Consider the following 23,648-nt stretch of genomic DNA (forward strand, 5'->3'; position numbering starts at 1 on the left):
GTATTTGCCAGTAGCGGGGATGCTTCTGGCCATGAAGCTCAGCGCTCTTCAAAGCCAGCAACGGCGCATCGGTATAGTTCAGCGGTTTCGTCATCGAAGCAGCAGAAAATAACGGTCTCGGGCAGGGCGTTCTGCCGCAGGAAGTCGCTTGCGATGCCGACGGCAATGTCTGCCGCCTCGTTCTTCGGATAGCCGTAGATGCCGGTCGAGATCGCCGGAAAGGCCACCGTCCGGCAATCATGGGCGCATGCGATTTCGAACGACCGGCGGTAGCAGGAGGCGAGCAGTCCGGCCTCGCCTTTGCCGCCGCCTTGCCAGACAGGTCCGACCGTGTGGATGATGTATCGCGCCGGTAGCCTGTAGCCCTTGGTGAGCTTGGCGTCGCCGACCTTGCAGCCATGCAGCATCCGGCATTCGAATTCGAGCTCCGGGCCGGCGGCGCGGTGAATGGCGCCGTCGACGCCGCCGCCGCCCAGCAGCGAGGAATTCGCGGCATTGACGATGGCATCGACCGCAAGCTTGGTGATATCGCCAGTGTGAACGCGTATCCGGTCGCCGATCGCGCTCATCTCACATCCTGAACACGCCGAAGCGTGTTTCTTCGATTTCAGCATTGAGCGCGGCTGAAAGGCTCAGCCCCAGCACCTCGCGCGTCCTCGCCGGATCGATGATGCCGTCGTCCCACAGCCGCGCCGAGGAGTAGAGCGGGTGACCCTCATGCTCGTACTTCATCAGTATCGGCTTCTTGAATTTTGCTTCCTCGTCCGCACTCCACTCACCGCCCTTGCGCTCGATGCCCTCGCGCTTGACCACCGCCAGCACCGTCGCCGCCTGCTCGCCGCCCATCACCGAAATGCGCGCGTTCGGCCACATCCACAGGAAGCGTGGCGAATAGGCGCGCCCGCACATGCCGTAATTGCCGGCGCCGAACGAGCCGCCGATGATCATGGTCACCTTCGGCACCTTGGCGGTGGCCACCGCCATCACCAGCTTGGCGCCGTCCTTGGCGATGCCGCCGGCCTCGTATTTTCGCCCGACCATGAAGCCGGTGATGTTCTGCAGGAAGATCAGCGGGATCTTGCGCTGGCAGCACAGTTCGATGAAATGCGCGCCCTTCAGCGCACTTTCAGAAAACAGCACGCCATTGTTGGCGATGATGCCAACCGGCATGCCCTGGAGATGGGCAAAGCCGGTGACCAGCGTGGTGCCGTAATTCTGCTTGAACTCGTCGAACTCGGAGCCGTCGACGACGCGCGCGATCACCTCGCGCACATCATAGGGCTGGCGCAGATCGGTCGGCACGATGCCGTAGAGTTCCCGCGCGTCGTGAAGCGGCGGCGTGGGTTTCTGTAAGCTCAGGCTTACGGTCTTGCGCCGGTTTAGGTTTTTCACGATGCGCCGGCAGATGGCCAGCGCATGTTCGTCGTCCAGCGCGTAGTGGTCGGCGACACCGGATAACCTGGTATGCACGTCGGCGCCGCCAAGTTCCTCGGCGCTGACGTCTTCGCCGGTGGCCGCCTTCACCAGCGGCGGGCCGCCGAGAAAAATGGTCGCCTGGTTGCGCACCATGATGGTCTCGTCCGACATTGCCGGTACATAGGCGCCGCCCGCCGTGCATGAGCCCATGACGCAGGCTATCTGCGGGATGCCGGCCGCCGACATGTTGGCCTGGTTGTAGAAGATGCGGCCGAAATGCTCGCGGTCGGGAAACACTTCGTCCTGGTTGGGCAGATTGGCGCCGCCGCTGTCGACCAGGTAGACGCAAGGCAGATTGTTCTGCAGTGCGATCTCCTGTGCCCGCAAATGCTTCTTCACCGTCAGCGGATAGTAAGTGCCGCCCTTCACCGTGGCGTCGTTGACGACGACCATCACCTCGGTGCCTTCGACGCGGCCGACGCCGGCGATCATGCCGGCCGAGGAAATCTCCTCGCCATACATCGACCATGCCGCGAACTGGCCGATCTCCAGGAAAGGCGAGCCGGTGTCGAGCAATTGCGCCAGCCGCTCGCGCGGCAACAGTTTGCCGCGCGAAACATGGCGCTCGCGTGCCTCATCCGAGCCGCCGCGCTCTACGCTTGCCGCCTTGTCCGCAATGTCGGCAACCAGCGCCCGCATGCGCTCGGCATTGGCGCGGAAGGTGTCGGTGGAGGGCGAGATATGGGAGACTAAAGTGCTCATTGACGAACCTTTTATGATATCATATTTTAGTATCACTATGGGCTCTCGCCCTAACCCAAGAGGAGCCGACTACCGAGGTATTCAATTCGGGGAGGGCGGAGAGTCGTGAAAGCCGCGCACCGGCAGACACTGGACAAGATATTTGCGAATCCGGTTAGCGCTTCGATCAAATGGCGCGATGTCGAGGCATTGCTGGTGGCAATCGGCGCGCAGGTTTCGGAGGGTCGTGGATCGCGAGTGCGTTTCACATTGAATGGGATAACGCTCCGTGTGCATAGGCCCCATCCATCGCCAGATACAAAAGCATATGTGATCCGAGAGATCAGAACGTTTCTCATCGATTCAGGTGTTGAGCTATGAAACCTTACAAGGGATATCTGGGAACTATCGAGTTCGATGAAACCGATCTCGTGTTCCATGGCCGGATAATGGGCATTCGTGACATCTTTACCTATGAAGCTGTTTCGGCAGAGGGATTGCTGGAGGCTTTCCACGAGTGTGTGGACGACTATCTTGAATTCTGTATCGAGCAGAACAGGGAGCCGGAAAAGCCATTTTCGGGCAAGCTCGCTCTGCGCACTACCCCTGAAGTCCACCATCTTGTCAGTCGAGCCGCCGCCAGCGATGGCAAATCGATCAATCAATGGGTATCGGACACGCTTGCCGAAGTCGCGCGCAAGCGGGTCGACGAAGGTTCGACAAAAGTCCGAACCCGCGCGCACTAAACGCCCTCTGCCATGATCTCGCGTCCGATCAGCCAGCGGCGGATCTCGCTGGTGCCGGCGCCGATCTCATAGAGCTTGGCATCGCGCAACAGCCGCCCGGTCGGATACTCGTTGGTGTAGCCGTTTCCGCCAAGCAGCTGGATGGAGTCGAGCGCCATCAGCGTCGCCTTTTCGGCGGCAAACAGTACGCAGCCGGCGGCATCCTTGCGCGTCGTCTGGCCGCGATCGCAGGCGGCAGCGACGGCATAGACGTAGGCGCGCGCGGCGTTCATCGTCGAATACATGTCGGCCAGCTTGCCCTGCACCAGCTGGAACTCGCCGATCGGCTGGCCGAACTGCTTGCGCTCATGCACATAGGGGATCGCCACGTCGAGACAGGCTGCCATCAGCCCGATCGGGCCGCCGGCGAGCACGGTGCGTTCGTAGTCGAGACCCGACATCAGTACCTCGACGCCGCGACCTTCCTCATGCAGCACATTGTCATAGGGAACCTCGACATTCTCGAACACCAGTTCGCCGGTGTTGGAGCCGCGCATGCCGAGCTTGTCGAGCTTTTGCGCCGTCGAAAAGCCGGCCATCTTCTTTTCGACTATGAAGGCGGTGATGCCGCGGGACTTCCGTTCCGGATCGGTCTTGGCATAGACGACCAGCGTTTCGGCGTCGGGACCGTTGGTGATCCACATTTTCGAGCCGTTGAGCACATAGCGGTCGTTACGCTTTTCGGCGCGTAATTTGAGCGAGACGACGTCGGAGCCGGCGCCCGATTCCGACATGGCCAGCGCGCCGACCCTTTCGCCCGAGCACAATGCCGGTAGATATTTTTCCTTCTGCGCCGGTGTCGCCCAGCGGTTGATCTGGTTGACGCAGAGGTTCGAATGGGCGCCGTAGGAGAGGCCGACCGAGGCCGAAGCTCGGGAGATCTCTTCCACCGCGATCACATGGGCGAGATAACCCATGCCGCTGCCGCCGAACTCGGGATCGGCGGTGATGCCGAGCAGGCCGAGCGCGCCGAGTTCTTTCCACAGATGCATGGGGAATTGATTACTGCGGTCGATCTCGGCAGCGATCGGCGCGATCCTGTCCTGGGCAAAGCGCCGCACCAGATCGCGCAGCGCCTCGATGTCTTCGTCATGCCCGAAGCTAAGCGTGTTCGTGTACATGCCGTTCCCTCCTGCCGCATGACCCCGAAAATCGACTTTGATTTTCGGAAAGGATCATGCGCGAAATCAAAATGCTACAGCGTCCTTTGCGCGTCCGAAGGGACGCGCGGCGCTGTAGGTCTTGTCGTCGATCTTCGCGCCAACCAGACGCATTGTCATGGAAAGATATGTCGCCGTGACTTCAGCCATCGACAGCCGCTCGCCCGGTCGGAACCAGACGATGACGCCGGTCATCATCTGGATCAGCGCCATGGCGGTGAGCCCGGTGTCGTCAACGCTGAAGGCGCCTGTTTCTGTTCCGTCGCGCAGGATGGCGCGCAGCTCCTTTTCGTAGGCGGTGCGCATCCTCAAAATCTGCGTCAGCCGGTCATGCGACAGGCTGCGCAATTCCATGTTCGAGACATGGGTGGAATGGCGGCGCTCGATGTGGAAGGCGATGTGGTTTTCGACATAGGCGCCAAGCCGCGTCGTTGGATCGGCGTCGGGGCGTGCGGCGTCCCACGCTTTGATCAGCCCTTCCATATGCTCGCGCATCAGCGTGAACAAAAGGTCTTCCTTGGTCGGAAAATAGCGATAGAGCGCGGCAGCCTGGACGCCGACCTCGGCGGCGAGTTGGCGCATCGACATCGCTTCATAGCCGAAGCGTGCGATCAGGCTGACCGCCGCCTCGCGGACGGCGGCTTCCGTCTTTTCACCATCGGATCCGGTGGTGCGCGCCATGAATGCCTCCCTACGTCGCGCAAGAATAAAACGAACGTTCAATTAATTCAAGTAGGCAATCGGGATCGTGTCGTCTATACGATGATCCGAAAGTCGATGGGCGCGTCGCCGAGTTCGAATTCCTCGGTCTCGACCTTCGAAACGGAAGCTCCTCTCGGCCCTTGCCGCAGCCGTTCGATCATTGTCGAAACCGCAGCCTCGGCCCCGGCAATCCAGGCCGTCACTGTGCCATCCCGTTCGTTGCGTACCCAGCCCACGAGGCCAAGCCCTATCGCTTCGCGCCGCGCCCACACCCGGTAGCCGACGCCTTGCACCTTGCCATGCACGCGTACCTGCACCGCCCTTTGCTGGTCATTCATCGTCGTCTCCCATGCACAGAGTCTGGCGCAGGATCGGACGAAAGCAACAGGCTTGACTGGTTGGATTGCAGCTGGATCGGACAAGAGCCAGGATCACGCCTTCGAGGTGAATGACGTCGTCCAGTAAATAGTTGACCAGATCAACTAATTCGGCGAAGATCGGCACTGCGGAAATCTTCGGGGAAAGGTGCCTGCCATGCCAGCCGATCGAAATGCGTTGGTTGCCGAGATGCGCGGCTTCAACAGGTTCTACACTTGCCTGGTCGGGCTGCTCGACGAGACGCTGACGCAGAGCGCCTACACTTTGGTCGAAGCCAGGGTGCTGTTCGAACTCGGCCACCGGCCAGCTGACGTTTCTGCTGGCCCCGGCGGCGAAGCGGGATTCCTGGCACGGGCGTTCGATCTCGATCTTGCGCCTGTTGCATCGGCCCTTGCCGGCGAACTCCAACTTCCGCCGGCCCATCTCATGAGGATCCTGAGGAAATTCATGGCCGCCGGCCTGACCGAACTGCGCGCCGATCCGGATGATCGGCGCCGGCGGATCCTGTCGCTGACGGCTCGAGGCAATGCCGCGCTGGCAACACTTCAGGCGGCGGCCAATCGCGATCTCGCCTGTCTGACAGCCGGCCTCGCCGATAATGAAGCAGCCGAGCTTTCGGATGCGCTGAAACGGATCATGCTGCTGCTCGGTGGGGGCGCGAAGGATTCGCGGGCTCTGCTGACGGTCGGCTGATGCCGATCCGCTGGCTGATCGAGGCCGCTGCTAAGTAGGCCCGCCGCAGGCAGTCCGGCCTAGTTCCCGCGCGCCGCAGCGAGCGCGCCGGGCAGTTCCTCGGCAAAGATGTCGAGCTCATGGTCAAGGCCGACGCTGACCCGGATGCAGCGGTCGAGCTCCGGCGCCATCGGCTTGCGGATGAAGACGTCGCGCGACAAAAGGTTTTGCAGCACTTTCAGCGCGAAGGAGCCGTCCTTGCCGCAGTCGATGGTGACGAAATTGGTCGCTGATGGCAGCGGCTTCAGCCCGTTTGTCTCGGCAATCCCGGCGATTCGCGTGCGGCCGGCAGCGACCCGCGCCACCACGCTGTGCAACCAGTCCTGGTCGGCCAGCGCCTCGACGCCTGCGATCTGCGCCATGCGGCTGACGCCGTAATGGTTGCGGATCTTCTCGAAGTCGCGGATCACCTCTGCCTCCGCCACCGCGTAACCGCAGCGTATGCCGGCCAGCCCGTAGGCCTTGGAGAAGGTACGCATGCGGATAACGTTGGGCCGCGCGACATCGATCGGCGGCAGCGCCGAGGCCGGCCCCAATTCGCCATAGGCCTCGTCGAGCACCAGCATGGTGGTTTCCGGCAAGGCTTCGATGAAGCGGGTGATTTCGGCTGCTTCCCACCAACTGCCCATCGGATTGTCGGGATTGGAGAGATAGACCAGCGGTGCCCTTTCCCGGACGACTGCCTTGAGCAGGCCGTCCAGACTTTCCTTGTCGTTCTCGTAGGGCACCGTGACCAGCTGGCCGCCAACGCCGGCGATGTGGAAATTGAACGTCGGATAGGCGCCGAGTGAGGTGACCACCGCGTCGCCGGGCGCCGCATACATACGCGCCACCAGGCTGAGCAGCCCGTCTATGCCTTCGCCGACCACGACGTTTTCCGTGCCGACGCCGAGATGGCGGGCCGCGGCCTGCTTCAGGTCGTAATTGTCGGGATCGCAATACATCCACTGGTCACGCGCGACGCTCTCCATGCGGGCAATGACGCGCGGCGAAGGCCCGAAACTGCTCTCATTGGCGCCGATGCGAGCACGAAACGGGCGGCCGCGGTCCCGCTCCTGCGCCTCCGGGCCGACAAACGGCACCGTCGAGGGAAGCGCGCCGACAAGCGGCGTGAGGGCAGGGCGCTGGCGCATGGCAAAGGCTCACTCGAAAAGGGCCTTCTTGCTAGCGTGGAGGCATGTTGGGCGCAAGATGACAATGCCGCACTGGATTTCGCCGATCTGTTTTGCTAGCGAAATAAAATGAGCAACCGATTGCCGCCCGCTTGGGCTAAGCACCTTAAAACCCAACCAGCGCCGAAGGGCGCAGCGCCGAAGGTCGGGCAACCGAAACCTCAGCCCGCAAAGGCGGCTTCGTCTCGCGCTCAGGCCAACGATATGATGTTGAGGCAGGCGCTCGAGTTCCAGCAACAGAATCGATTGCCTGAGGCGGAAGAACTCTGTCACCGCGTTCTGGCGAGAACGCCCGAACATCCGCTGGCCCTCTATATACTGGGGACGCTGGGGATCGGGTACGACGAGGAAAAAGTCCTGCGGTATTTTGCTCGGGCGATCGCGCAGGAGCCTCTAAATCCCTACTACCACCTAAGCCTCGGTCAAGCCTATTTGAGGCTCAGCGAGTTTACACCGGCGATCGAACACATTCAGCACGCACTGGCATTGAAGCCGGATCTGGTGGAGGCGCTTTGCGCCTTAGGCGATGCATACAATTCGTTTGACAAGGGGGAAATGGCGCTGCCGCTCTTTGAGAAGGCGCTCAGTGTCGACCGTGATCATCCCACGGCCCGGTTGGGGCTGCCTCGTGCGCTGGCAAGCCTCGGCCGTATGGACGAAGCCGCGGTTCATCTCAAAGAGGCAATAGGTCGGCGCATCGCGGTACCTGCTGCCTACAATGCGCTTGTAAGCACGCACAAATTCACTGGAGAGCCACCAGAACTCGCGGCGATCCTGACGGAACTTCAAGACCCCGACCACGGATCCGAGGGAGTGATGGCGCTCCACCACGCGGCCGGAAAGCTGCTCAACGACCTCGGTCGCTACAAGGAGGCGATGGCGCACTTCAAAAAAGGAAATCAAGCCGGCGGCAAGAGCTTCGATGTGCAATCCTACCGTCGTTGGGTCGACGCTCTGATCGAAACCTTTACACCGGATTTGGTGGCTTCAAGGACTGCTTCTGGCAATGTCTCGGAGGTGCCCGTGTTCGTAGTCGGGATGCCTCGCTCGGGCACGACACTGACTGAGCAGATCTGCGCCAGCCATCCCAATGTTCATGGCGCTGGCGAGTTAGCAAAGCTTAGACGCACATCGAATGGGCTCGATCTTAGGTGTGGTTCCGACATAAGCCCGGGTGAGGCGATCGCATCGATGACTCCACAGCTGTCCAGGGCGCTGGCTGCGGAGCATCTTGCCTATCTGCGCGAGCGGGCCCCTGATGCGCTTCGAATTGTCGACAAGATGCCTCACAATTTCGAGCTGGTCGGCCTGATTGGCATCCTTTTCCCCAACGCGCGCATCATTCATTGTCGCCGCGATGCCATTGACAACTGCATCTCTTGCTTTGTCCTGCAATTCAATGAAGCGCATAGCTATAGCGCCGATCTGGAGACACTTGGGCTTTACTACAGGGAGTATGATCGTCTGATGCGGCATTGGGACAAGATTTTCCCGGGCCGTATCTTCGAAAACCGGTACGAGACGTTGATTGAAAATCAAGAGAAGCAGTCGCGCTGTCTCATAGATTATCTCGGACTACCCTGGGACGATGCCTGCTTGCGCTTTTTTGACAGGGGCGGCTCCGTAAATACCTATAGCAATTGGCAGGTCCGGCAGCCGATCTATACCTCGTCCGTCAAGCGGTGGACGAATTACGAAAGCGAGATCCAGCCGCTGATTGAGTCTTTGGGCGACCTGGCCGATATCTGATCCGAATTTGGAAAATCTGCAGCGATCTGGACCGAGCCGTTGCTGGTTCTGGCGGTGTGGGTCAGCCGGATGTCGATTTGAGCGCGCCGAAGCATCGCACGATCTGATAGGGGTACCGAGAAGTGAAAAACCCGGCGGTTGCCCGCCGGGTTCGGTTTTCAACCAGTCTGTGCGTTCTTAGAACGAACGCTGGAAGCGGAGCAAGCCGCCGACGCTGCTCTTCTTGTCGGCATTGGTGAAGTTGGAGAAGTCGGCGTCGTCGAACTTGCCTGCGTTGAGGTAGTCGACTTCGGCCGTGACCGTGAAGCCGGGAACCACATCGTAGGCGATGTTCGCGGCGACGCCGAGGTTCTTCCAGTCGTCATATGACACCTGGAGGTTGAACGAGGTCTTCTCGTTGATGGTGTAGGTGCCACCACCCCAGAATGCCCAGTTGCCGCCCCACTGCTTGTAGAAGCCGCGGCCGTTGGCCGGGATCGCGTAGGTGTCATCCGTCAAATTGTCGTCGGTGCCGTAGCCGCCCATGATGAAGAGCGACAGGTTCTGCATCGGAGTGATGTCCAAACGGACCTTGCCGGCGACTTCCTCGTAGTTGCTGTCATAAGCGACGACGCCGGTGATGGCGCCCCAGCCCTGCGTGTACTTCACGCCGCCGACGACATGCGGAACGTAGCTGTCGATCGTGCCGACGGTGCCCGAACCTTCTTCGAGCGAGACCACAGCCGAGAAGCCGTTGCCGGCGTCGAAGTAGTACTGGACGACGTTGGTGTCGAAATCGCCATAGGGAACCAGCGTATCCTGGATGACGTTGCCGGCGTAGCCGATGAACGTATCGAAGGCCGATTCGTCCTTACCGACGCGAAGGCCACCGAGCTGGATCCAAGCGAAGTTCAGCGAGACGTTCTTGTTGCCGGCCGGGTTGCCGATCGGGTCGCCGTCGGTGGAAAAGCCGCCATAGTTGTTGCGGTTGCCGAAGTTGAAGCGGGTCTCGGTGTAGGTCTTCAAGGTGCCGAGTTCGGTTTCCTGGCCGGTCCAGGTCTTCAGCGTGAAGCGGGCGTTCTTGTAGAAGGTATCCTGCTCGTCGCCGTCCTTATGGTCGAAGGACCTGGCGCCATCGAACGAGCCGACGTCGCCGACGCCGATGTCGTAGCGGATGTAACCGCCGATGCGCAGGCAGGTTTCGGTGCCGGGAATGTAGAAGTAGCCCGAGCCGTAAACGTCGCAAATCTTGACGTATTCAGCCGGTTCCGGCTCGGCGACGACGACGGCGTCGGCGGCGCGCGCACCGGAAACTGCGATCAGGGCCGCAGCGGAGCCGAGAAGAAGGCTCTTGATGTTCATTTTCTGACCTCCAGTCAGAATCGAACGGAATTGCCGAGCATTCGACAGGCGTTTCGGTCATAATACCTTGTTATTGCTATATTTTATCGGAGAAAAGCAGGATTTTGCGACTGGCTTGCGGCCGTCACCACAGGCGCCTGTTGGCGAAAGCGTGCCCCGAACCGGATTTGAGATAACGCTCGAATGAAGCTGCCCTGGCCTGATTCGAGAAGGCCATATAGGTCACAATCCGCCATGGCAGGAACTTGGACGTATGGCTGGATTTCCCCGTATTGTGTTCGGCGAGCCGTCGTTTCAAGTCAGACGTTATGCCGACATAACGTTCGCCTTTCGAACCCTCGCTCTCAAGCAGGTACACATACCACACGAGCCGGCCCTCCTTCGCCAAGGCTTCGGAGGGCATCCTCTCCGCCATCCTGCTTCGCACGAATTGTTGGGCCTGTCCTGCGAAGCTCGAAGAGCGAAGCAGGATGGCGGAGAGGATGGGATTCGAACCCACGAGAAGCTTTTGACCTCTACTCCCTTAGCAGGGGAGCGCCTTCGACCACTCGGCCACCTCTCCGTTGCGCCGCTGGATAGAGAAAAGCGCCGGCACAATCAACAAGCCGGCGCGATAATCGTTGAAAAATCCGCATTCGGCTGAAGCGGCGCCTTTGCCATGCGGCGATTCTGCGGCAGCTCCTTGGCCAGCGAGTCGGTAACGGAGCCGCAATTTCGGCCGGCCATCGCCGGATTCGGCCGCATTTCGAAGCCCCGGCCAAGGCTTCCGGGCTCTTCGATAGTTAACGAGAGCTTTCTGACTGAGGCCAAATCGTGTCATTTGTGCAACAACGCCAGGGGATAGCGCCCGCACAGCCCTTTTGCCGGTACGATCGTGGTTGAACGCCGCCGTCTCATGGGTAATGTCGAATTCGAAGGAGCGGCGCGGTGCGCATCTTTTTCGGTAGTGGGGATGGGGCAGGGAACGCTGTCCTTCAGCAAAGAATACCCAGACCCGTTTTTTAACTTTTGACTGGAGGTCAGAAAATGAACATCAAGAGCCTTCTTCTCGGCTCCGCTGCGGCCCTGATCGCAGTTTCCGGTGCGCGCGCCGCCGACGCCGTTGTCGTCGCCGAGCCGGAACCGGCTGAATACGTCAAGATTTGCGACGTTTACGGCTCGGGCTACTTCTACATCCCCGGCACCGAGACCTGCCTGCGCATCGGCGGCTACATCCGCTACGACATCGGCGGCGGCGACGTCGGTTCGTTCGACGGTGCGACGTCCACCGACACTGAGGACGGTGGCAGCAACGACACCTGGTTCAAGCACGCCCGTTTCGCGCTGAAGACCTGGACTGGCCAGGAAACCGAGCTCGGCACCTTGAAGACCTACACCGAGACCCGCTTCAACTTCCAGAACAACAACCGTGATTCGGGCGCGCTCGGTGACGTCAACGCTGCCGGCAACGGCGACACCGTCTCGCTGAACTTCGCCTGGATCCAGCTCGGTGGTCTGCGCGTCGGTAAGGACGAATCGGCCTACAACACGTTCATCGGCTACGCCGGCAACGTCATCCAGGATACGCTGGTTCCCTACGGCGATTTCGACACCAACGTCATCCAGTACTACTTCGACGCCGGCAACGGCTTCTCGGCCGTGATCTCGCTCGAAGAAGGCGCGGGCGGCGGCACGCCCGGTTCCTACGGCGTGGGCACGATCGACAGCTACGTTCCGCATGTCGTCGGCGGCGTGAAGTACACGCAGGGCTGGGGCGCCATCACCGGCGTCATCGCTTACGACAGCAACTATGAAGAAGTCGCCGGCAAGGTTCGTTTGGACATCACCCCGATGCAGAACCTGTCGCTCTTCATCATGGGCGGCTACGGCACCGACGACAACCTGACGGACCCGACCTATAACTTCCCGGCCGGCGGTCGCGGCTTCTACAAGCCGTGGGATGGCAACTGGGCAGTCTGGGGTGGTGGCACCTACACCATCAACGAGAAGACCTCGTTCAACGCCCAGGTCTCGTATGACGAAGGTGAGAACCTCGGCATCGCAGCCAACATTGCTTACGACATCGTCCCCGGCCTGACGATCACGGCCGAAGTCGACTACGTCAATGCAGGCAAGATCGGCGATCCCGATACCCTTGGCTCGAACCACAACTGGACCGGTATTACTGATGGCGACGACGCCATCGGCGGCATGCTCCGCTTCCAGCGCTCGTTCTAAGGGCTGGCTTTAGACAGGTGAATACCAGCCCGGGCGCTTCAACGCCCGGGCTGTTTTGTTTCGTGACTGGGTCAAGACAAGCAGAAGGAACAGGGGGAATCGGCAGCTGAATAGTCCCGTAGGGTGAGTTCGTGGGATCCGCTGATGGCGGATGAATTCACAACTGCGTGATTTAAATCTCTTGAAAGGACGCTTCCAAGCGGATAGGTCTGACTCTATCCACTCGGGGGTGTGGCAATTGATGACCATCGATGCGATACAAGAGGGTGATCCCTCCGAACATTTCTCAATGTTCTCTTCTCAAAATGCGAAGATAAAATACAGTTACAATAAGATCAGAGAAGTAAAGTCGCACAGGGTCGGAGAGCTTTTTTCAGCATACCGGGACATACTCTGGGATGATGGGCGGCACAAGTACAATGTCAGCTCCTTCATCGGCGAAATAGACGAGATTCTCCTTGGAGAACGGTTCAGCGCCTTCGACCAGAGCACCCTGGACAACCTTATCGGCACCTTGCGCCAGCGCGGCAACAGCAACGCAACCATCAATCGAAAGATGGCTGCCCTCAGCAAACTGCTGCGCAAGGCTTACAAGATGGGAGATATCCACAGCCTGCCCGAGTTCCGCCGCCAGAAGGAGCGGGCGGGACGGATTCGTTTCCTGGAAAGGGACGAAGAGGCAAGACTGTTCGCCGCCATCAAGAGCCGCAGCGAGGATGCCTATCGTCTCTCGGTCTTTCTCGTCGACACCGGCTGCCGCCTCGGCGAGGCGCTCGGACTGATCTGGAACGACATCCAGGAACACCGCGTCTCGTTCTGGATCACCAAATCCGGCCGCAGCCGCACCATTCCGATGACCGAGCGGGTCAAAGAGGTGATCAGACTGCCTCCGACCGAAGGCCGCCGGCCCAAAGGTCCATTCACAAAACTCAGCCAGGCGCAGTTTCGCGCCATCTGGAACGATGCGAAGGCCGAGGTCGGCCTCGGGGCTGACGACCAGGTGGTGCCGCACATCTTGCGCCACACCTGCGCTTCGCGTCTCGTCCAGGGTGGCATCGACATCCGCCGCGTGCAGATGTGGCTCGGCCACCAGACGCTTTCGATGACCATGCGTTATGCGCATCTGGCCACCAACGATCTCGACGGTTGCGTCGTCGTGCTGGAGACGCCCCGCGGCGAGGGGCTGTCCAGCGAAAGCTCGGCCTTCGCATCTCCGCTGACCACTGTTTCGGCGGCAGCGCCGACGCAAAAGAGCGAGGCGGCCGCGACGAAAACGGCCAAGGCGCCCAGGAAAAGCTCGAAGGCCAAATAGTTCCGCCGATCGTTGATATACTGAAAAGGCAACCCCAGGATCATATTTGATCACGGGGTTTACTTTGTTTGAGCTGTGTTTTCCGCCTTGTCCAGGAAGGCCGCGATGGCGCCGGGCAGATTGCCTGTCTCCAGGAAGGGTGCATGCCCCTGGCCGTCGACGGTGATCGCTTCCATGCCGGGATGGCGATTTCTCATCTCCTCGAGTGTGTCGACCGACAAGAGTTTCGAGTTGGCGCCGCGTATGGCAAGCAAAGGTATGGCCGCCAGCGCGTCGAACTGCGGCCACAAATCCGGCAGTTTCTGGCTGGGGTCTAAGCTGGCGAAAGTCTCGACCAGCTTCGCATCGAAATCCGGCAGCAGCCCTTGATCCGTTTCGCGATAGAGAGCCGACACCATCCTTTCCCAATCCGCCGCGGTCAACGCGGGAAAGTCACCGCCATGAGCGCTGCGTAGGGCATTGATAGCCTCAGTCCGGCTCTTCGGTTTTGGTGACGGATCGAGATAGGTGCGGATATGGGCGAGCCCCTCGGCCTCGATCACCGGGCCGATGTCGTTGAGCAAAATGGCTTTGAGCACGGCTGGCCGCAGCGCGCCGAGCACATGGACGATCAGCCCGCCGCGCGACGTGCCGATGAAGGCCGCTTCCGCGATGTCGAGCGCCGCGAGCCCGGCGAGAATATCGCCGGCTTCGATGCCGACATTGTAATGGCTGATATCAGGGTCGTAAGCCGATTGGCTGCGGCCGCGATAGTCGAAGGCAATCACCTTGCGCGGATTGTCGGCCCGCCGCGACAGGTAAAGCGCCAACTCATGAAAGTCGCGCGCGTTGCGGGTCAGGCCGGGCAGACAGACCACCGGCCAGTGGACAGAATTTGTCTCGCCGTAGACGCGGGCGTGAAGTCTTAGCCCATCCGGCGCTGTGTAGAAAAAGTCGGAAAAGCCGTCGCTGCTCGACATATTAAAGGGAATCCTAGCCTGATCGTCTCCGACTGCTACAGGCGAGGGCGGGGGTGGTCAAATCGAGGGTTGTCGGCAAGCTGACACTCTTGGATATGTCGGAGGAACAGCGCCCCCCTCTGTCCTGCCGGACATCTCCCCCACGAGGGGGGAGATTGGCGGTTCCGGCGCTCCGCCTTCCTTCGACGGTGGAGATTGGCGAAATCGGCAATGAAAGCTGATCTCCCCACTCGTGGGGGAGATGGCCGGCAGGCCAGAGGGGGGCGCGAAGGATCGCCAACATCTGCTTTGACGACAGCCCTGTCGCCTCAGCTCCGCCCGTTCACCAGATCCCCCACAATGTCGTACTTCCCCGAAATGCGCATCTTGTAGACTTCGTAATTCTCCATCACGCGCTGCACGTAACTTCTTGTTTCCGTGTAGGGAATCCGCTCGATCCAGTCGACGACGGCGTCGATGCCCTTGCCGCGCGGGTCGCCATATTTGGCCACCCACTGAGTGGCGCGGTTGGGGCCGGCATTGTAGCCGGCGAAGGTCAGCACATAGGAACCGCCGAAGCGGTCGAGCTGCTCGCCGAGGAAGGCCGCGCCCAGCGTCGCATTGTAGCCGGCATCGCTGGTCAGCCTATCCTGCGAAAAGCTCAGTCCCGCCTTCTTCGCCAATTGCTTTGCGGTGCCCGGCATCAGCTGCAGCAGACCGCGCGCGCCGGCGCTGGAGACGGCGCCGACATTGAACTCGCTCTCCTGGCGCGCGATGGCATAGGCCAGCGCCTTGCCCGAGCCGGAAATGTCGGCGGTGTCGGGAATGACGCCCAGCGGATGCGACAGCGCGCCGACATCGATACCGCGCGCCCCGGCGATCTTGCCGACCTTCAGCGCCATGAAATGATTGCCCTGCTTTTCCGCCAGCACGGCCAGCAGCGCCAGTTCGCCGGGGCTGGTCAACTGCCCGGCGAGATCGCGGTAGAGCGTCTCGGCATAGCGGTCATAGCCCGCCTCCTGCAGCCGCTTGATGGCGCTGACGGCTTCCCGGCCGTCAAAGCTTTGGCGGTCTGCGGTGCTTGGCTCGGGATAGACGATGTTCAGCGTGCGCAAACCAACCCGTTCCGCTGCCAACTGCCCGTAGAAAGTGGTGCCATAGGCGGACGCCTTGGTGAAATAGGTCTTCGCATCGCCGGGGCCGCCGACTTCCGCCGCGCGGCCAAGCCAATAATAGGCGCGCGACAGCGACATCGGCCCCTGCGCGAGATCGGCGATGCGGGCAAAATGCTTGGCGGCGGTGCCGGGGTCGTTGAGGCCGCGCAGCGCGTACCAGCCGGCGTGGAACTCGGCCTCGGCGGCACTGGCGGGGCTTTCGGCGGCATGCGCGGCAACGATCTTGTAGGCGGTCTTCCAGTCGCCCTGGTCGACCAGTGCGCGCGACAGCACGCGGCGTTCGATCCACCAGGCATCGGGGTCGACCAGTGCGTCGCGATCGCTCGGCGCTTTCATCACCACCGCTGCGGCGTCGGAAAATTTCTGTTGCTTGCGCAGGTATTCGGCTTGCGCGAAGAAATAGCCGGCCGATTGCTGCGCCGCAGGCACTGCTTTCAACAGCTTGGCCGCGTTCTTGTCACCACGCGAGGCGGCAGCCCAGGCATCGGCCAGCGGTTGCGCGCCAGCAAGTGCTGCGACGCGCAACGCGGAATTGGGCCGGTCGGCATAAAACATCCGCTCCATGCGGAAACGGTGGTCGGCGGCTGGAATGATGGCGCCGAACTCCTTGATGACGGCGGCCTCGTCCTTGGCTTCCAGAGTCTCTGTGCGCCAGAACGGCAACAGCACCGAAAGCGCAGCCTTGGCATTGCCCAGTGCCACATAGGAGCGCGCAAGGATCACCACACCTTGAAACGTTAGCGGCTGGCTGCCGTCGAAGGCTTTTATCACGGTCTGCGGCGATGGGTTTTCGCGATAGAGCGCGCGCTCGCTGTTCTTGCGCAAGGCGATGGTGCCTGGCCAGTTCGGCAGCATCTTTGCGGCATCCGCAATCTCGCCGCTCGGCACCCGGTCGCCGCCATAGAGCGCGATCGCCCAGGCAAGGATGTGGCGGTCGAGTGAATTGGCCGGCAATGTCTCGCGCACCGCGCGCGCGGCGGCAGTATCGCCAGTCGCCAAGGCATCGAGACCGCTTTTCAAAACAGAAACACTGGCGGAGGGCGCATCAATCGGCGCGTCGTCTTGCAGACCAGGCATCGGGATCGACGAGGTTGTCAGCTCGTCGACGTTCTCGTTTGCCGCCGTCACCGCTATTAGCAGGGCAACCGCGCCAAGCAATACGAAGCGGAGTGGCCGACTGGCCGGCATGATCCTGATCTTTCCCTGTTGTGGCATTTTAGCTGGCAGCCCGAGGTGCCTCGAAGCCTAGACTTAGGTCGTGAAGAGCCCGTAAACAAAGGGTTATCGAGGCCGTTCGAATTGCGCTTGCTGGCACCATCGGCATGCTTGCCGCGCAACAGTGTCGAGACTATGGTGCGCGGCTTCGCTTTCGGCTAGAAGGCGCCCGATGCATGTCGCCCAAAAGTGGGTGCCGGTTTTGGGACAACGACATGCATAAACAAACAAGTCCCAAGGAGTTGGACGACATGCTGAGAGGCTCGCTTACTGCGCTCGTGACACCGTTCGAAAAGAGCGGGCGTTTCGACGAGAAAGCCTTTCGCGCTTTCGTCGAGTGGCAACTTGCCGAGGGCACCACGGGCCTCGTCCCGGTCGGTACCACCGGCGAGTCGCCGACGCTGTCGCATGACGAGCATCGCCACGTCGTCAAGGTCTGCATCGAGGTGGCCAACGGCCGCGCTCCGGTCGTTGCCGGCGCCGGCTCCAACAACACCGCGGAAGCGGTTGGTCTGGTGCAATATGCCGAGCAGGCTGGCGCCGACGCGGCTCTGGTCGTCACGCCCTACTACAACAAGCCGACGCAGCGCGGCCTCTACGAGCATTTCGCCGCTGTCGCCCGGGCTACCAGCCTGCCGATCATCATCTACAACATCCCGCCGCGCTCGGTCATCGACATGATGCCCGACACGATGGGCCGGCTGGCGCACGACTTCAAGAACATCGTCGGCGTCAAGGATGCCACTGGCAAGGTCGAGCGCGTGTCCGAACAGCGCGCCACCTGCGGCAAGGATTTCATCCAGCTTTCGGGCGAGGATGCTTCCGCGCTCGGCTTCAACGCCCATGGCGGCGTCGGCTGCATCTCGGTGACGTCGAATGTCGCGCCCCGGCTGTGCGCCGAATTCCAGGAAGCCACACTGTCCGGCGACAGCGCCAAGGCGCTGGAGTTGCAGGACCGTCTGCTGCCGCTGCACAAGGCGATCTTCCTCGAGCCCGGCCTGTGTGGCGTCAAATACGCGCTGTCGAAGATTGGCAAGGTCGAGAACGTGGTGCGCTCGCCGCTGGTGACGATCGAGGCGTCGACCGCCGAGAAGATCGATGCGGCGATGAAGCACGCCGGCTTGATAAATTGAGGATGAGGCGCCACCTCTCCACATCATGAACCAAGTCAGAAAAGCCGATCCCAACAACAAGACTGTTGCGGAAAACCGCAAGGCGCGGTTTTCCTATGAGGTACTCGACACGGTCGAGGCCGGCTTGGTGCTGACCGGCACCGAGGTCAAGTCGCTGCGCCAGGGCCAGGCCAACATCCAGGACAGCTACGCCTCGGTCGAGGGCGGCGAGATCTGGCTGATCAATTCCTATCTGCCGGAATATCTGCAGGCCAACCGCTTCAACCACGAGCCTAGGCGGCGGCGCAAGCTGCTGCTCAACAAGCGCGAGATGGCAAAACTGTCGCAGAGCATCGACCGTGAAGGCATGACGCTGGTGCCGCTGAAAATCTACTTCAACGATCAGGGCCGCGCCAAGCTCCTGCTCGCCGTCGGCCGCGGCAAGAAATTGCACGACAAGCGCGAGACCGAAAAACAGCGCGACTGGTCGCGCGAAAAGGGCCGGCTCATGAAGGAACGTGGGTGAGGAGTGGTCCGCGTAGCGGACGAAAAGCCAACGATTTGGCTTTTCGAGCGACGAACGCCCGGAGCCATAGCGTAGGGCCGGCCACTGGGAGATAGCCCTAGAAAAGCCAACTGTTTGGCTTTCAAAATTGTCGACCGATCAGCCATTACAATAAACCAGGGGGAAGGCTTGAAAAACCGGATCATCCTCTGGGGTGCGGCCAGTCTGGTCTTCGCCGGCATCGTCGCGGCAGGCGGCGTCTTCTATTTTCAGACATTCTCGCCGGATCGCGGCGCCTATCCGGTCAGGGGCATCGACGTTTCCCATCATCAGGGCGAGATCGACTGGCGGCGCGTTGCCGCCGACGATGTGGCCTTCGCCGTCATCAAGGCGACCGAGGGCGGCGACCATGTCGACGATGCCTTCGCCAAAAACCTGCGCGAGGCGCGCGCGGCCGGCCTTGCTGTCGGCGCCTACCACTTCTTCACCTTCTGCCGGCCAGGTGCTGACCAGGCAAAGAATTTCATCGCGGTCGTGCCGCACGATCAGCCGCTGCTGCCGCCGGTGGTCGACATCGAATTCGGTGGCAACTGCCCGCAACGGCCGTCACCGGAACAGCTGAGCGCCGAACTCCAGGCTTTCCTCGGACCGGTCGAAGCCACCTTCGGCAAGCCGGTGATCATCTATCTGACCGACGAGGCCGAGGAGGCCTATCTCGGACAGATAGCTGTGCGTCAGCGCTGGCTGCGCTCGCTGGCGCTCAAGCCGAGCGAAGACGGCTGGATCTATTGGCAGTACCACAATATGGGCCGCATCGACGGTATCGAGGGCGATGTCGACCTCAATGTCCTGCAGGGCGGACAGCAAACGCTGGCCGAGCTGTTTGCGCCATCTGCACAACCGTCGCCATCGCCCTGAATCAGGCAGCCTTGGCCGCAGGTCTCGCTATAGCCGAAAAAGCCATCCCCGCAGCCATGATCAGGATGGCGGCGAATTGGGTGCCGGTCGGCGTTTCACCGAGCACCATCATGGCGATCAGGACCGTTGCGATCGGCACGCATGGCATGAACAGAGACGCTGTCTGCGACCCCAACTGCCGGACCACATAGGTATAGAGGAACATGGCGGCCGCACCTGCCAGAAACCCTTGAATGACGATCTGGCTGGCGATCTCGGCCACTGATGCGGCGCGGAGGCCGCTCGGGGCAAAGAAATAGAGCAACGGCAGAGGCACGCATGACAGGAGCACGACCGTTGCGGTCGCCGTAACCGGATCGACGCGCCAGCGCCGCACGAGAACGGCATAAGCGGCAAACATCATGCCTGATCCGATGAACAGGAGATCGCCGAAGAGGACATCCTTCATGCCGGTATCGGTTCGCACCGGCGCAATGAACAGAATCAGCCCGGCAATGATGGCGGCGACGCCGATGGTTCGTTGGCGTGAGGCCTTGTCCGTCGTGGCGATGTGCGACAGCACGAACGAGAAGAACACGATCGACGCCGGGCAGAGTGCCGCCCCATGTGCGGCGGGTGCGTAGGTCAGGCCCCAATTGATGATGATCGGGTAGGGCAGTCCGGCCAGCACTGCCAGCGTCAAGGCACGCCTCCAGCCCAATGCCTTGCCAGTCGCCAGGCCGCTGCGCCAGACGACCGACAGCATGACCATGCCGGCGCCGACAAAGCGCAAGGTCGCGAGGTCTGTCGCCGTCAGATGCTCCCGCAGGCTGAAGCGGGCAGCGACGAACTGCACGGCGTAAATGCCGATCATGGCCAGGCCGGCAAGAATTGCCGGCTTCGTGTTTCGGTCCTCTGCCACGCGCATTTCTCATCCCGCTCGGTCCTGCCGTCGGAGGCTTTTCCTCCGGCGGCTTTCGTTGGAAACGCAGCCTATTGCTGAAAGTGGTGCGACAAAATATGCTGTTTTCGCGATCCGGAAGTGAAAGTTGCACAATACAGGCGCCACAAACGTGAATCATGAATCCGATCAACTTGATCTCATCGACCGGAGCTTGCTTCGGCTGTTGCAGGAGGACGGGCGTCGCACGACGCTCGATCTCGCAGCCCGCGTCGGCCTGTCGCCGACCGGCACCAGCCAGCGCGTGAAGCGCCTGTTTCGTGACGGGTTCATCACCGCGGTCCGGGCCGTGCTCAATCCGCAAAAGATCGGCCGTGGCACGCTCGTCTTCATCGAAGTCAGGCTCGACCAGGCGGCGCCGCATGTCTTCGACCGTTTCGCCGAGGCAGTGGCTAAAGCCCCGGAAGTGCTGGAGTGCCATATGGTCGTCGGCGGCTTCGACTATCTGGTCAAGGCGCGCATTTCGGAAATGGCCGCCTACCAGGATTTCCTCAAGCGCGTGATCCTGCCGCTGCCGGGTGTCAGGGAGACCCACACCTATGCGTCGATATCGGACGTGAAGCCGGACGCGCTACTGCCGGTGTGAGGGCCGGTCGAAGCCACTTCGGCAAGGCCGCGATCGTCCACCTGACCGATGAGGCGGAGGAAGCCCATGTCGGGAAGGTCGCCATACGGCAGCGCTGGCTGCGCTCATTGCTGCTGGGGCCGCAACGACTGGGTCTACTGGCAGTGCCACAATATGGGCCGCGTCGACGGTATCATCGGCGATGTCGATCTGAACGTGCTGAAGGGTGGGCGGGAAAAGCTGACTGGATTGTTCGCCGCGCCTTGATCTGGCGTGCTCGGCCGGCGCAAAATTGAATCCAAACGCCGCCGCGCGGATCGGTCCTACGCAGCGTTCCGGCCAATCTGCGTGCTCACGAAGGTCAGTTTCAGACCGAGCGCTTCTGAGACTTTCATGATTGTCGCGAATTCCGGGTTCCCGTCGCCGCTCAAGGCTTTGTAGAGCGCCTGTCTCGTCATGCCTGCCTTCTCGGCAAGCTTCGTCATGTTCTGCGCCCGCGCAATGACCCCAAGCGCGTGGGCAATCTCCGCAGCGGTGCCGTCTTCGCACGTCGCTGCCAAATACGCTTCGACCGCCTCCGGGCTGTCGAGATATGCGGCGCCGTCAAAGGCTGTGACTTTCATTGCCATGTTGCCTTGTCCTTCCATTCCTTGGCGAGCCTCTTTGCGGCTGCGATATCCCTGCTTTGCGTTCCTTTGTCTCCACCGCAAAGGAGCAGCACGCGAACCATGCCTGCTTGGAGAAAATAGATGCGGTAGCCAGGACCATGATCGATCCTCATTTCGCTTATGCCCTCGCCAACGGGCTTGACGTCTCCAGGATTGCCGAAGGCCAGTCGGTCAATACGCCGAACAATGCGGGCCTTTGCTTGCACATCGCGGAGGTCTTCGAGCCAGCGCTTGAATGTATCGGTTTCGAAGACCAGCATCGCGGAATTGTAAACCATGGTTTACTATTGTCAAGCGAAGATGCTGATTGCTTCTCGGGCCAGCCTGCTCATGAACGCCGCTATCTACTTGAACACACTGATGAATATCGCCTCCATCAGCATGGCGGTGTTGGTGTTATAGCGCTCAAAATGCTACCTTCACGCCGCCTGGGAAACCTCCGGCGCCAGCGTCACATTGGCATCGCCCCAGACCTTCAGGGCGGTGATCACCGGCTCCAGGCTTCTGCCGCGCGGTGTAAGGCTGTATTCGACCTTCGGCGGCACCTGCGCATAGACCTTGCGAGCGATAAGCCCATCCATCTCCAGCTCGCGAAGCTGGTTGGTCAGCATGCGCTGCGTGCAGTTCGGAATACGCCGGCGTATCTCGTTGAAGCGCATTGTGCCTTCCAACAGATGGTAGAGCACGACGCCTTTCCACTTGCCGTCGATATAGCGGAGCGTTCCCTCCACGGTGCAGCCGGGACTGCAATCGAATCGCTCATGGCGGATGCGCGGCATGACGGTATCCTTTTCGACACTATGTGCTCTATATGTGCATTCTTGCGCTTTGCGAACATAAGCCGCATCTCTGCCCCGAACAACACCCAACAGAATCGTGGAGATCAGAATGCGCGCCGTCGGCTATCAAATCCCAGCCCCCATCACCGATGAGGCCTCCCTCGTCGACATCGACCTGCCAAAGCCGGAGCCGAAAGCCCGCCAGTTGCTGGTTGAGGTAAAGGCGATCTCGGTCAATCCGGTCGACACTAAGATCCGCAAAGGCGTCAAGCCCGAAGCCGGAAGCTGGCGCGTGCTCGGTTGGGACGCTGCCGGCCGGGTCGTTGCCACGGGTCCGGATGCCAGCCTGTTCAAGCCCGGCGACGACGTCTTCTATTCCGGCGCACTGCCGCTGCAAGGCACCAATGCCGAGTTCCACCTAGTCGACGAGCGCCTTGTCGGCCGCAAACCGAACTCGCTCGACTACGCGCCAGCGGCGGCGCTGCCGCTGACGGCGATCACCGCCTTCGAGGCACTGTTCGACCGCCTCGACGTGAAGAAGCCTGTTCCGGGCGCCACGAATGCCATCCTGATCATCGGCGGCGCCGGCGGCGTCGGTTCGATCGCGGTCCAGCTGGCGCGCCAGCTGACCGATCTGACGGTGATCGCCACCGCATCGCGGCTCGAAACAAGCGACTGGGTGCTTGGACTTGGCGCCCATCATGTCATCGACCATTCCAAGCCGCTCGCCGCCGAAGTCGCGGCCCTTGGCATCGGCGCACCGGCCTTCGTGTTCTCGACCACCAACACCGACAAGCATTTGGCCGAGATCGTCGAACTGATCGCACCGCAGGGCCGTTTCGGCTTGATCGACGACCCCCAGACGCTCGATATCAATCCGTTCAAGCGCAAGAGCGTTTCGGTTCACTGGGAACTGATGTTCACCCGCTCGCTGTATGAAACGCCTGATATGGCCGCGCAGGGCGCGCATCTCAACGAACTGGCGCGGCTCGTCGACGCCGGTACCATCCGCACCACGCTTGGCGAGACGTTCGGTCCCATCAATGCCGCCAATCTGAAACGCGCCCATGCGCTGATCGAGACCGGCAAGGCCAAAGGCAAGATCGTGCTGGAGGGGTTTTGAGGGCC

26 protein-coding genes and 1 tRNA gene are annotated in these 23,648 nt (G+C 61.2%); 12 read left to right on the top strand and 15 right to left on the bottom strand.

All coding sequences use genetic code 11. The features are described from left to right. Positions 1 to 38 precede the first annotated feature (38 nt). Positions 39 to 569 carry an O-acetyl-ADP-ribose deacetylase gene (locus H0241_RS17615; protein WP_181058932.1) on the bottom strand — a complete coding sequence of 177 codons (531 nt, stop codon included), beginning with the start codon at positions 567 to 569 and terminating at the stop codon, positions 39 to 41. Between the two features lies 1 nt (position 570). Then, positions 571 to 2,178, bottom strand: coding sequence for a carboxyl transferase domain-containing protein (locus H0241_RS17620; RefSeq protein WP_181058933.1), 1,608 nt, complete (start codon positions 2,176 to 2,178; stop codon positions 571 to 573). A gap of 105 nt (positions 2,179 to 2,283) precedes the next feature. Here H0241_RS17620 and H0241_RS17625 point away from each other — a divergent pair, with 105 nt between their 5' ends. Both H0241_RS17625 and H0241_RS17630 read left to right on the top strand, forming a co-directional pair. Beyond that, positions 2,284 to 2,538, top strand: coding sequence for a type II toxin-antitoxin system HicA family toxin (locus H0241_RS17625; RefSeq protein WP_181058934.1), 255 nt, complete (start codon positions 2,284 to 2,286; stop codon positions 2,536 to 2,538). Next, positions 2,535 to 2,903, top strand: a complete 369-nt coding sequence (locus H0241_RS17630; protein WP_181058935.1) for a type II toxin-antitoxin system HicB family antitoxin — start codon at positions 2,535 to 2,537, stop codon at positions 2,901 to 2,903. The genes H0241_RS17625 and H0241_RS17630 overlap by 4 nt, the downstream gene beginning before the upstream one ends. Here H0241_RS17630 and H0241_RS17635 read toward each other — a convergent pair. The 3 genes from H0241_RS17635 to H0241_RS17645 all read right to left on the bottom strand — a co-directional run bounded on the left by H0241_RS17635 (position 2,900) and on the right by H0241_RS17645 (position 5,142). Next, positions 2,900 to 4,063, bottom strand: a complete 1,164-nt coding sequence (locus H0241_RS17635) for an isovaleryl-CoA dehydrogenase (protein ID WP_181058936.1) — start codon at positions 4,061 to 4,063, stop codon at positions 2,900 to 2,902. The genes H0241_RS17630 and H0241_RS17635 overlap by 4 nt on opposite strands. A gap of 66 nt (positions 4,064 to 4,129) precedes the next feature. Then, positions 4,130 to 4,783, bottom strand: a complete 654-nt coding sequence (locus tag H0241_RS17640; RefSeq protein ID WP_181058937.1) for a TetR/AcrR family transcriptional regulator — start codon at positions 4,781 to 4,783, stop codon at positions 4,130 to 4,132. A gap of 74 nt (positions 4,784 to 4,857) precedes the next feature. Then, positions 4,858 to 5,142 (bottom strand): acylphosphatase, encoded by a 285-nt coding sequence (locus tag H0241_RS17645; protein WP_181058938.1) that lies wholly within the window; start codon positions 5,140 to 5,142, stop codon positions 4,858 to 4,860. 196 nt (positions 5,143 to 5,338) lie between these two features. Here H0241_RS17645 and H0241_RS17650 point away from each other — a divergent pair, with 196 nt between their 5' ends. Continuing rightward, entirely contained in the window at positions 5,339 to 5,875 is a 537-nt protein-coding gene (locus H0241_RS17650; RefSeq protein ID WP_181058939.1) for a winged helix DNA-binding protein, read from the top strand. 59 nt (positions 5,876 to 5,934) lie between these two features. Here the strand turns inward: H0241_RS17650 and H0241_RS17655 are convergent, their stop codons facing one another. Then, a complete protein-coding gene (locus H0241_RS17655; protein ID WP_181058940.1) occupies positions 5,935 to 7,047 on the bottom strand; it encodes a pyridoxal phosphate-dependent aminotransferase in 1,113 nt (370 codons plus the stop codon). Positions 7,048 to 7,155: 108 nt separating this feature from the next. On the opposite strand from H0241_RS17655, the gene H0241_RS17660 reads away from it, so the two are divergent. Further along, the gene (locus H0241_RS17660; protein WP_181058941.1) at positions 7,156 to 8,835 is read left to right on the top strand and encodes a tetratricopeptide repeat-containing sulfotransferase family protein; all 1,680 of its coding nucleotides are present in this window, start codon (positions 7,156 to 7,158) and stop codon (positions 8,833 to 8,835) included. Between the two features lie 177 nt (positions 8,836 to 9,012). Here the strand turns inward: H0241_RS17660 and H0241_RS17665 are convergent, their stop codons facing one another. From H0241_RS17665 to H0241_RS17675, 3 genes are all read right to left on the bottom strand, one after another. Next, positions 9,013 to 10,176 (bottom strand): porin, encoded by a 1,164-nt coding sequence (locus tag H0241_RS17665; RefSeq protein WP_181058942.1) that lies wholly within the window; start codon positions 10,174 to 10,176, stop codon positions 9,013 to 9,015. 124 nt (positions 10,177 to 10,300) lie between these two features. Beyond that, complete coding sequence (locus tag H0241_RS17670) at positions 10,301 to 10,579, bottom strand: GIY-YIG nuclease family protein (RefSeq protein WP_210284971.1); 279 nt, start codon at positions 10,577 to 10,579, stop codon at positions 10,301 to 10,303. A 68-nt stretch (positions 10,580 to 10,647) separates the two neighbouring features. Next, positions 10,648 to 10,738, bottom strand: a tRNA-Ser gene (locus H0241_RS17675). Positions 10,739 to 11,202: 464 nt separating this feature from the next. Between H0241_RS17675 and H0241_RS17680 the strand changes: the two genes are divergently transcribed. Next, positions 11,203 to 12,393, top strand: a complete 1,191-nt coding sequence (locus H0241_RS17680; RefSeq protein WP_181058943.1) for a porin — start codon at positions 11,203 to 11,205, stop codon at positions 12,391 to 12,393. A gap of 289 nt (positions 12,394 to 12,682) precedes the next feature. Further along, positions 12,683 to 13,705 carry a tyrosine-type recombinase/integrase gene (locus H0241_RS17685; RefSeq protein ID WP_235984343.1) on the top strand — a complete coding sequence of 341 codons (1,023 nt, stop codon included), beginning with the start codon at positions 12,683 to 12,685 and terminating at the stop codon, positions 13,703 to 13,705. Between the two features lie 59 nt (positions 13,706 to 13,764). Here H0241_RS17685 and H0241_RS17690 read toward each other — a convergent pair whose 3' ends face one another. Together H0241_RS17690 and H0241_RS17695 are read right to left on the bottom strand one after the other, a co-directional pair. Next, positions 13,765 to 14,664, bottom strand: a complete 900-nt coding sequence (locus tag H0241_RS17690) for an alpha/beta fold hydrolase (protein WP_181058944.1) — start codon at positions 14,662 to 14,664, stop codon at positions 13,765 to 13,767. Positions 14,665 to 14,972: 308 nt separating this feature from the next. Continuing rightward, the gene (locus tag H0241_RS17695; RefSeq protein WP_181058945.1) at positions 14,973 to 17,006 is read right to left on the bottom strand and encodes a lytic transglycosylase domain-containing protein; all 2,034 of its coding nucleotides are present in this window, start codon (positions 17,004 to 17,006) and stop codon (positions 14,973 to 14,975) included. A gap of 278 nt (positions 17,007 to 17,284) precedes the next feature. Between H0241_RS17695 and dapA the strand changes: the two genes are divergently transcribed. From dapA to H0241_RS17710, 3 genes are all read left to right on the top strand, one after another. Beyond that, positions 17,285 to 18,166 (top strand): 4-hydroxy-tetrahydrodipicolinate synthase, encoded by an 882-nt coding sequence (gene dapA, locus H0241_RS17700; protein ID WP_181059139.1) that lies wholly within the window; start codon positions 17,285 to 17,287, stop codon positions 18,164 to 18,166. A 25-nt stretch (positions 18,167 to 18,191) separates the two neighbouring features. Next, complete coding sequence (smpB, locus tag H0241_RS17705) at positions 18,192 to 18,671, top strand: SsrA-binding protein SmpB (RefSeq protein WP_181058946.1); 480 nt, start codon at positions 18,192 to 18,194, stop codon at positions 18,669 to 18,671. 168 nt (positions 18,672 to 18,839) lie between these two features. After that, complete coding sequence (locus H0241_RS17710; protein WP_181058947.1) at positions 18,840 to 19,568, top strand: glycoside hydrolase family 25 protein; 729 nt, start codon at positions 18,840 to 18,842, stop codon at positions 19,566 to 19,568. 1 nt (position 19,569) lies between these two features. Here H0241_RS17710 and H0241_RS17715 read toward each other — a convergent pair whose 3' ends face one another. Further along, on the bottom strand, positions 19,570 to 20,469 hold the full coding sequence (locus H0241_RS17715; RefSeq protein ID WP_181058948.1) for a DMT family transporter: 900 nt from the start codon (positions 20,467 to 20,469) through the stop codon (positions 19,570 to 19,572). A gap of 151 nt (positions 20,470 to 20,620) precedes the next feature. Between H0241_RS17715 and H0241_RS17720 the strand changes: the two genes are divergently transcribed. Together H0241_RS17720 and H0241_RS17725 are read left to right on the top strand one after the other, a co-directional pair. Then, positions 20,621 to 21,094, top strand: coding sequence for an Lrp/AsnC family transcriptional regulator (locus H0241_RS17720; protein WP_181058949.1), 474 nt, complete (start codon positions 20,621 to 20,623; stop codon positions 21,092 to 21,094). A gap of 66 nt (positions 21,095 to 21,160) precedes the next feature. Then, positions 21,161 to 21,340 (top strand): hypothetical protein, encoded by a 180-nt coding sequence (locus H0241_RS17725; protein ID WP_181058950.1) that lies wholly within the window; start codon positions 21,161 to 21,163, stop codon positions 21,338 to 21,340. A 56-nt stretch (positions 21,341 to 21,396) separates the two neighbouring features. On the opposite strand, the gene H0241_RS17730 is transcribed toward H0241_RS17725, so the two are convergent. The 3 genes from H0241_RS17730 to H0241_RS17740 all read right to left on the bottom strand — a co-directional run bounded on the left by H0241_RS17730 (position 21,397) and on the right by H0241_RS17740 (position 22,520). Continuing rightward, a complete protein-coding gene (locus tag H0241_RS17730) occupies positions 21,397 to 21,702 on the bottom strand; it encodes an addiction module antidote protein (RefSeq protein ID WP_181058951.1) in 306 nt (101 codons plus the stop codon). Continuing rightward, positions 21,693 to 22,019 carry a type II toxin-antitoxin system RelE/ParE family toxin gene (locus tag H0241_RS17735; RefSeq protein ID WP_407941750.1) on the bottom strand — a complete coding sequence of 109 codons (327 nt, stop codon included), beginning with the start codon at positions 22,017 to 22,019 and terminating at the stop codon, positions 21,693 to 21,695. The genes H0241_RS17730 and H0241_RS17735 overlap by 10 nt, the downstream gene beginning before the upstream one ends. Before the next feature lie 141 nt (positions 22,020 to 22,160). Next, entirely contained in the window at positions 22,161 to 22,520 is a 360-nt protein-coding gene (locus H0241_RS17740) for a winged helix-turn-helix transcriptional regulator (RefSeq protein ID WP_181058952.1), read from the bottom strand. Between the two features lie 109 nt (positions 22,521 to 22,629). Here H0241_RS17740 and H0241_RS17745 point away from each other — a divergent pair, with 109 nt between their 5' ends. Beyond that, entirely contained in the window at positions 22,630 to 23,643 is a 1,014-nt protein-coding gene (locus H0241_RS17745; RefSeq protein WP_181058953.1) for a zinc-binding alcohol dehydrogenase family protein, read from the top strand. Positions 23,644 to 23,648: the final 5 nt, after the last annotated feature.

It is taken from the genome of Mesorhizobium neociceri (assembly GCF_013520985.1).
In the GTDB taxonomy this organism is placed as follows: domain Bacteria; phylum Pseudomonadota; class Alphaproteobacteria; order Rhizobiales; family Rhizobiaceae; genus Mesorhizobium; species Mesorhizobium neociceri.

What these genes read in the sequence shown, in the direction of transcription:
- H0241_RS17615 (WP_181058932.1), bottom strand. Translation starts at nt 569, where the DNA reads ATGAGCGCGATCGGCGACCGGATACGCGTTCACACTGGCGATATCACC.
- H0241_RS17620 (WP_181058933.1), bottom strand. Translation starts at nt 2,178, where the DNA reads ATGAGCACTTTAGTCTCCCATATCTCGCCCTCCACCGACACCTTCCGC.
- H0241_RS17630 (WP_181058935.1), top strand. Translation starts at nt 2,535, where the DNA reads ATGAAACCTTACAAGGGATATCTGGGAACTATCGAGTTCGATGAAACC.
- H0241_RS17635 (WP_181058936.1), bottom strand. Translation starts at nt 4,063, where the DNA reads ATGTACACGAACACGCTTAGCTTCGGGCATGACGAAGACATCGAGGCG.
- H0241_RS17640 (WP_181058937.1), bottom strand. Translation starts at nt 4,783, where the DNA reads ATGGCGCGCACCACCGGATCCGATGGTGAAAAGACGGAAGCCGCCGTC.
- H0241_RS17645 (WP_181058938.1), bottom strand. Translation starts at nt 5,142, where the DNA reads ATGAATGACCAGCAAAGGGCGGTGCAGGTACGCGTGCATGGCAAGGTG.
- H0241_RS17650 (WP_181058939.1), top strand. Translation starts at nt 5,339, where the DNA reads ATGCCAGCCGATCGAAATGCGTTGGTTGCCGAGATGCGCGGCTTCAAC.
- H0241_RS17655 (WP_181058940.1), bottom strand. Translation starts at nt 7,047, where the DNA reads ATGCGCCAGCGCCCTGCCCTCACGCCGCTTGTCGGCGCGCTTCCCTCG.
- H0241_RS17660 (WP_181058941.1), top strand. Translation starts at nt 7,156, where the DNA reads ATGAGCAACCGATTGCCGCCCGCTTGGGCTAAGCACCTTAAAACCCAA.
- H0241_RS17665 (WP_181058942.1), bottom strand. Translation starts at nt 10,176, where the DNA reads ATGAACATCAAGAGCCTTCTTCTCGGCTCCGCTGCGGCCCTGATCGCA.
- H0241_RS17670 (WP_210284971.1), bottom strand. Translation starts at nt 10,579, where the DNA reads ATGCCCTCCGAAGCCTTGGCGAAGGAGGGCCGGCTCGTGTGGTATGTG.
- H0241_RS17680 (WP_181058943.1), top strand. Translation starts at nt 11,203, where the DNA reads ATGAACATCAAGAGCCTTCTTCTCGGCTCCGCTGCGGCCCTGATCGCA.
- H0241_RS17685 (WP_235984343.1), top strand. Translation starts at nt 12,683, where the DNA reads ATGTTCTCTTCTCAAAATGCGAAGATAAAATACAGTTACAATAAGATC.
- H0241_RS17690 (WP_181058944.1), bottom strand. Translation starts at nt 14,664, where the DNA reads ATGTCGAGCAGCGACGGCTTTTCCGACTTTTTCTACACAGCGCCGGAT.
- H0241_RS17695 (WP_181058945.1), bottom strand. Translation starts at nt 17,006, where the DNA reads ATGCCGGCCAGTCGGCCACTCCGCTTCGTATTGCTTGGCGCGGTTGCC.
- dapA (WP_181059139.1), top strand. Translation starts at nt 17,285, where the DNA reads ATGCTGAGAGGCTCGCTTACTGCGCTCGTGACACCGTTCGAAAAGAGC.
- smpB (WP_181058946.1), top strand. Translation starts at nt 18,192, where the DNA reads ATGAACCAAGTCAGAAAAGCCGATCCCAACAACAAGACTGTTGCGGAA.
- H0241_RS17725 (WP_181058950.1), top strand. Translation starts at nt 21,161, where the DNA reads ATGTCGGGAAGGTCGCCATACGGCAGCGCTGGCTGCGCTCATTGCTGC.
- H0241_RS17730 (WP_181058951.1), bottom strand. Translation starts at nt 21,702, where the DNA reads ATGGCAATGAAAGTCACAGCCTTTGACGGCGCCGCATATCTCGACAGC.
- H0241_RS17735 (WP_407941750.1), bottom strand. Translation starts at nt 22,019, where the DNA reads ATGGTTTACAATTCCGCGATGCTGGTCTTCGAAACCGATACATTCAAG.
- H0241_RS17740 (WP_181058952.1), bottom strand. Translation starts at nt 22,520, where the DNA reads ATGCCGCGCATCCGCCATGAGCGATTCGATTGCAGTCCCGGCTGCACC.
- H0241_RS17745 (WP_181058953.1), top strand. Translation starts at nt 22,630, where the DNA reads ATGCGCGCCGTCGGCTATCAAATCCCAGCCCCCATCACCGATGAGGCC.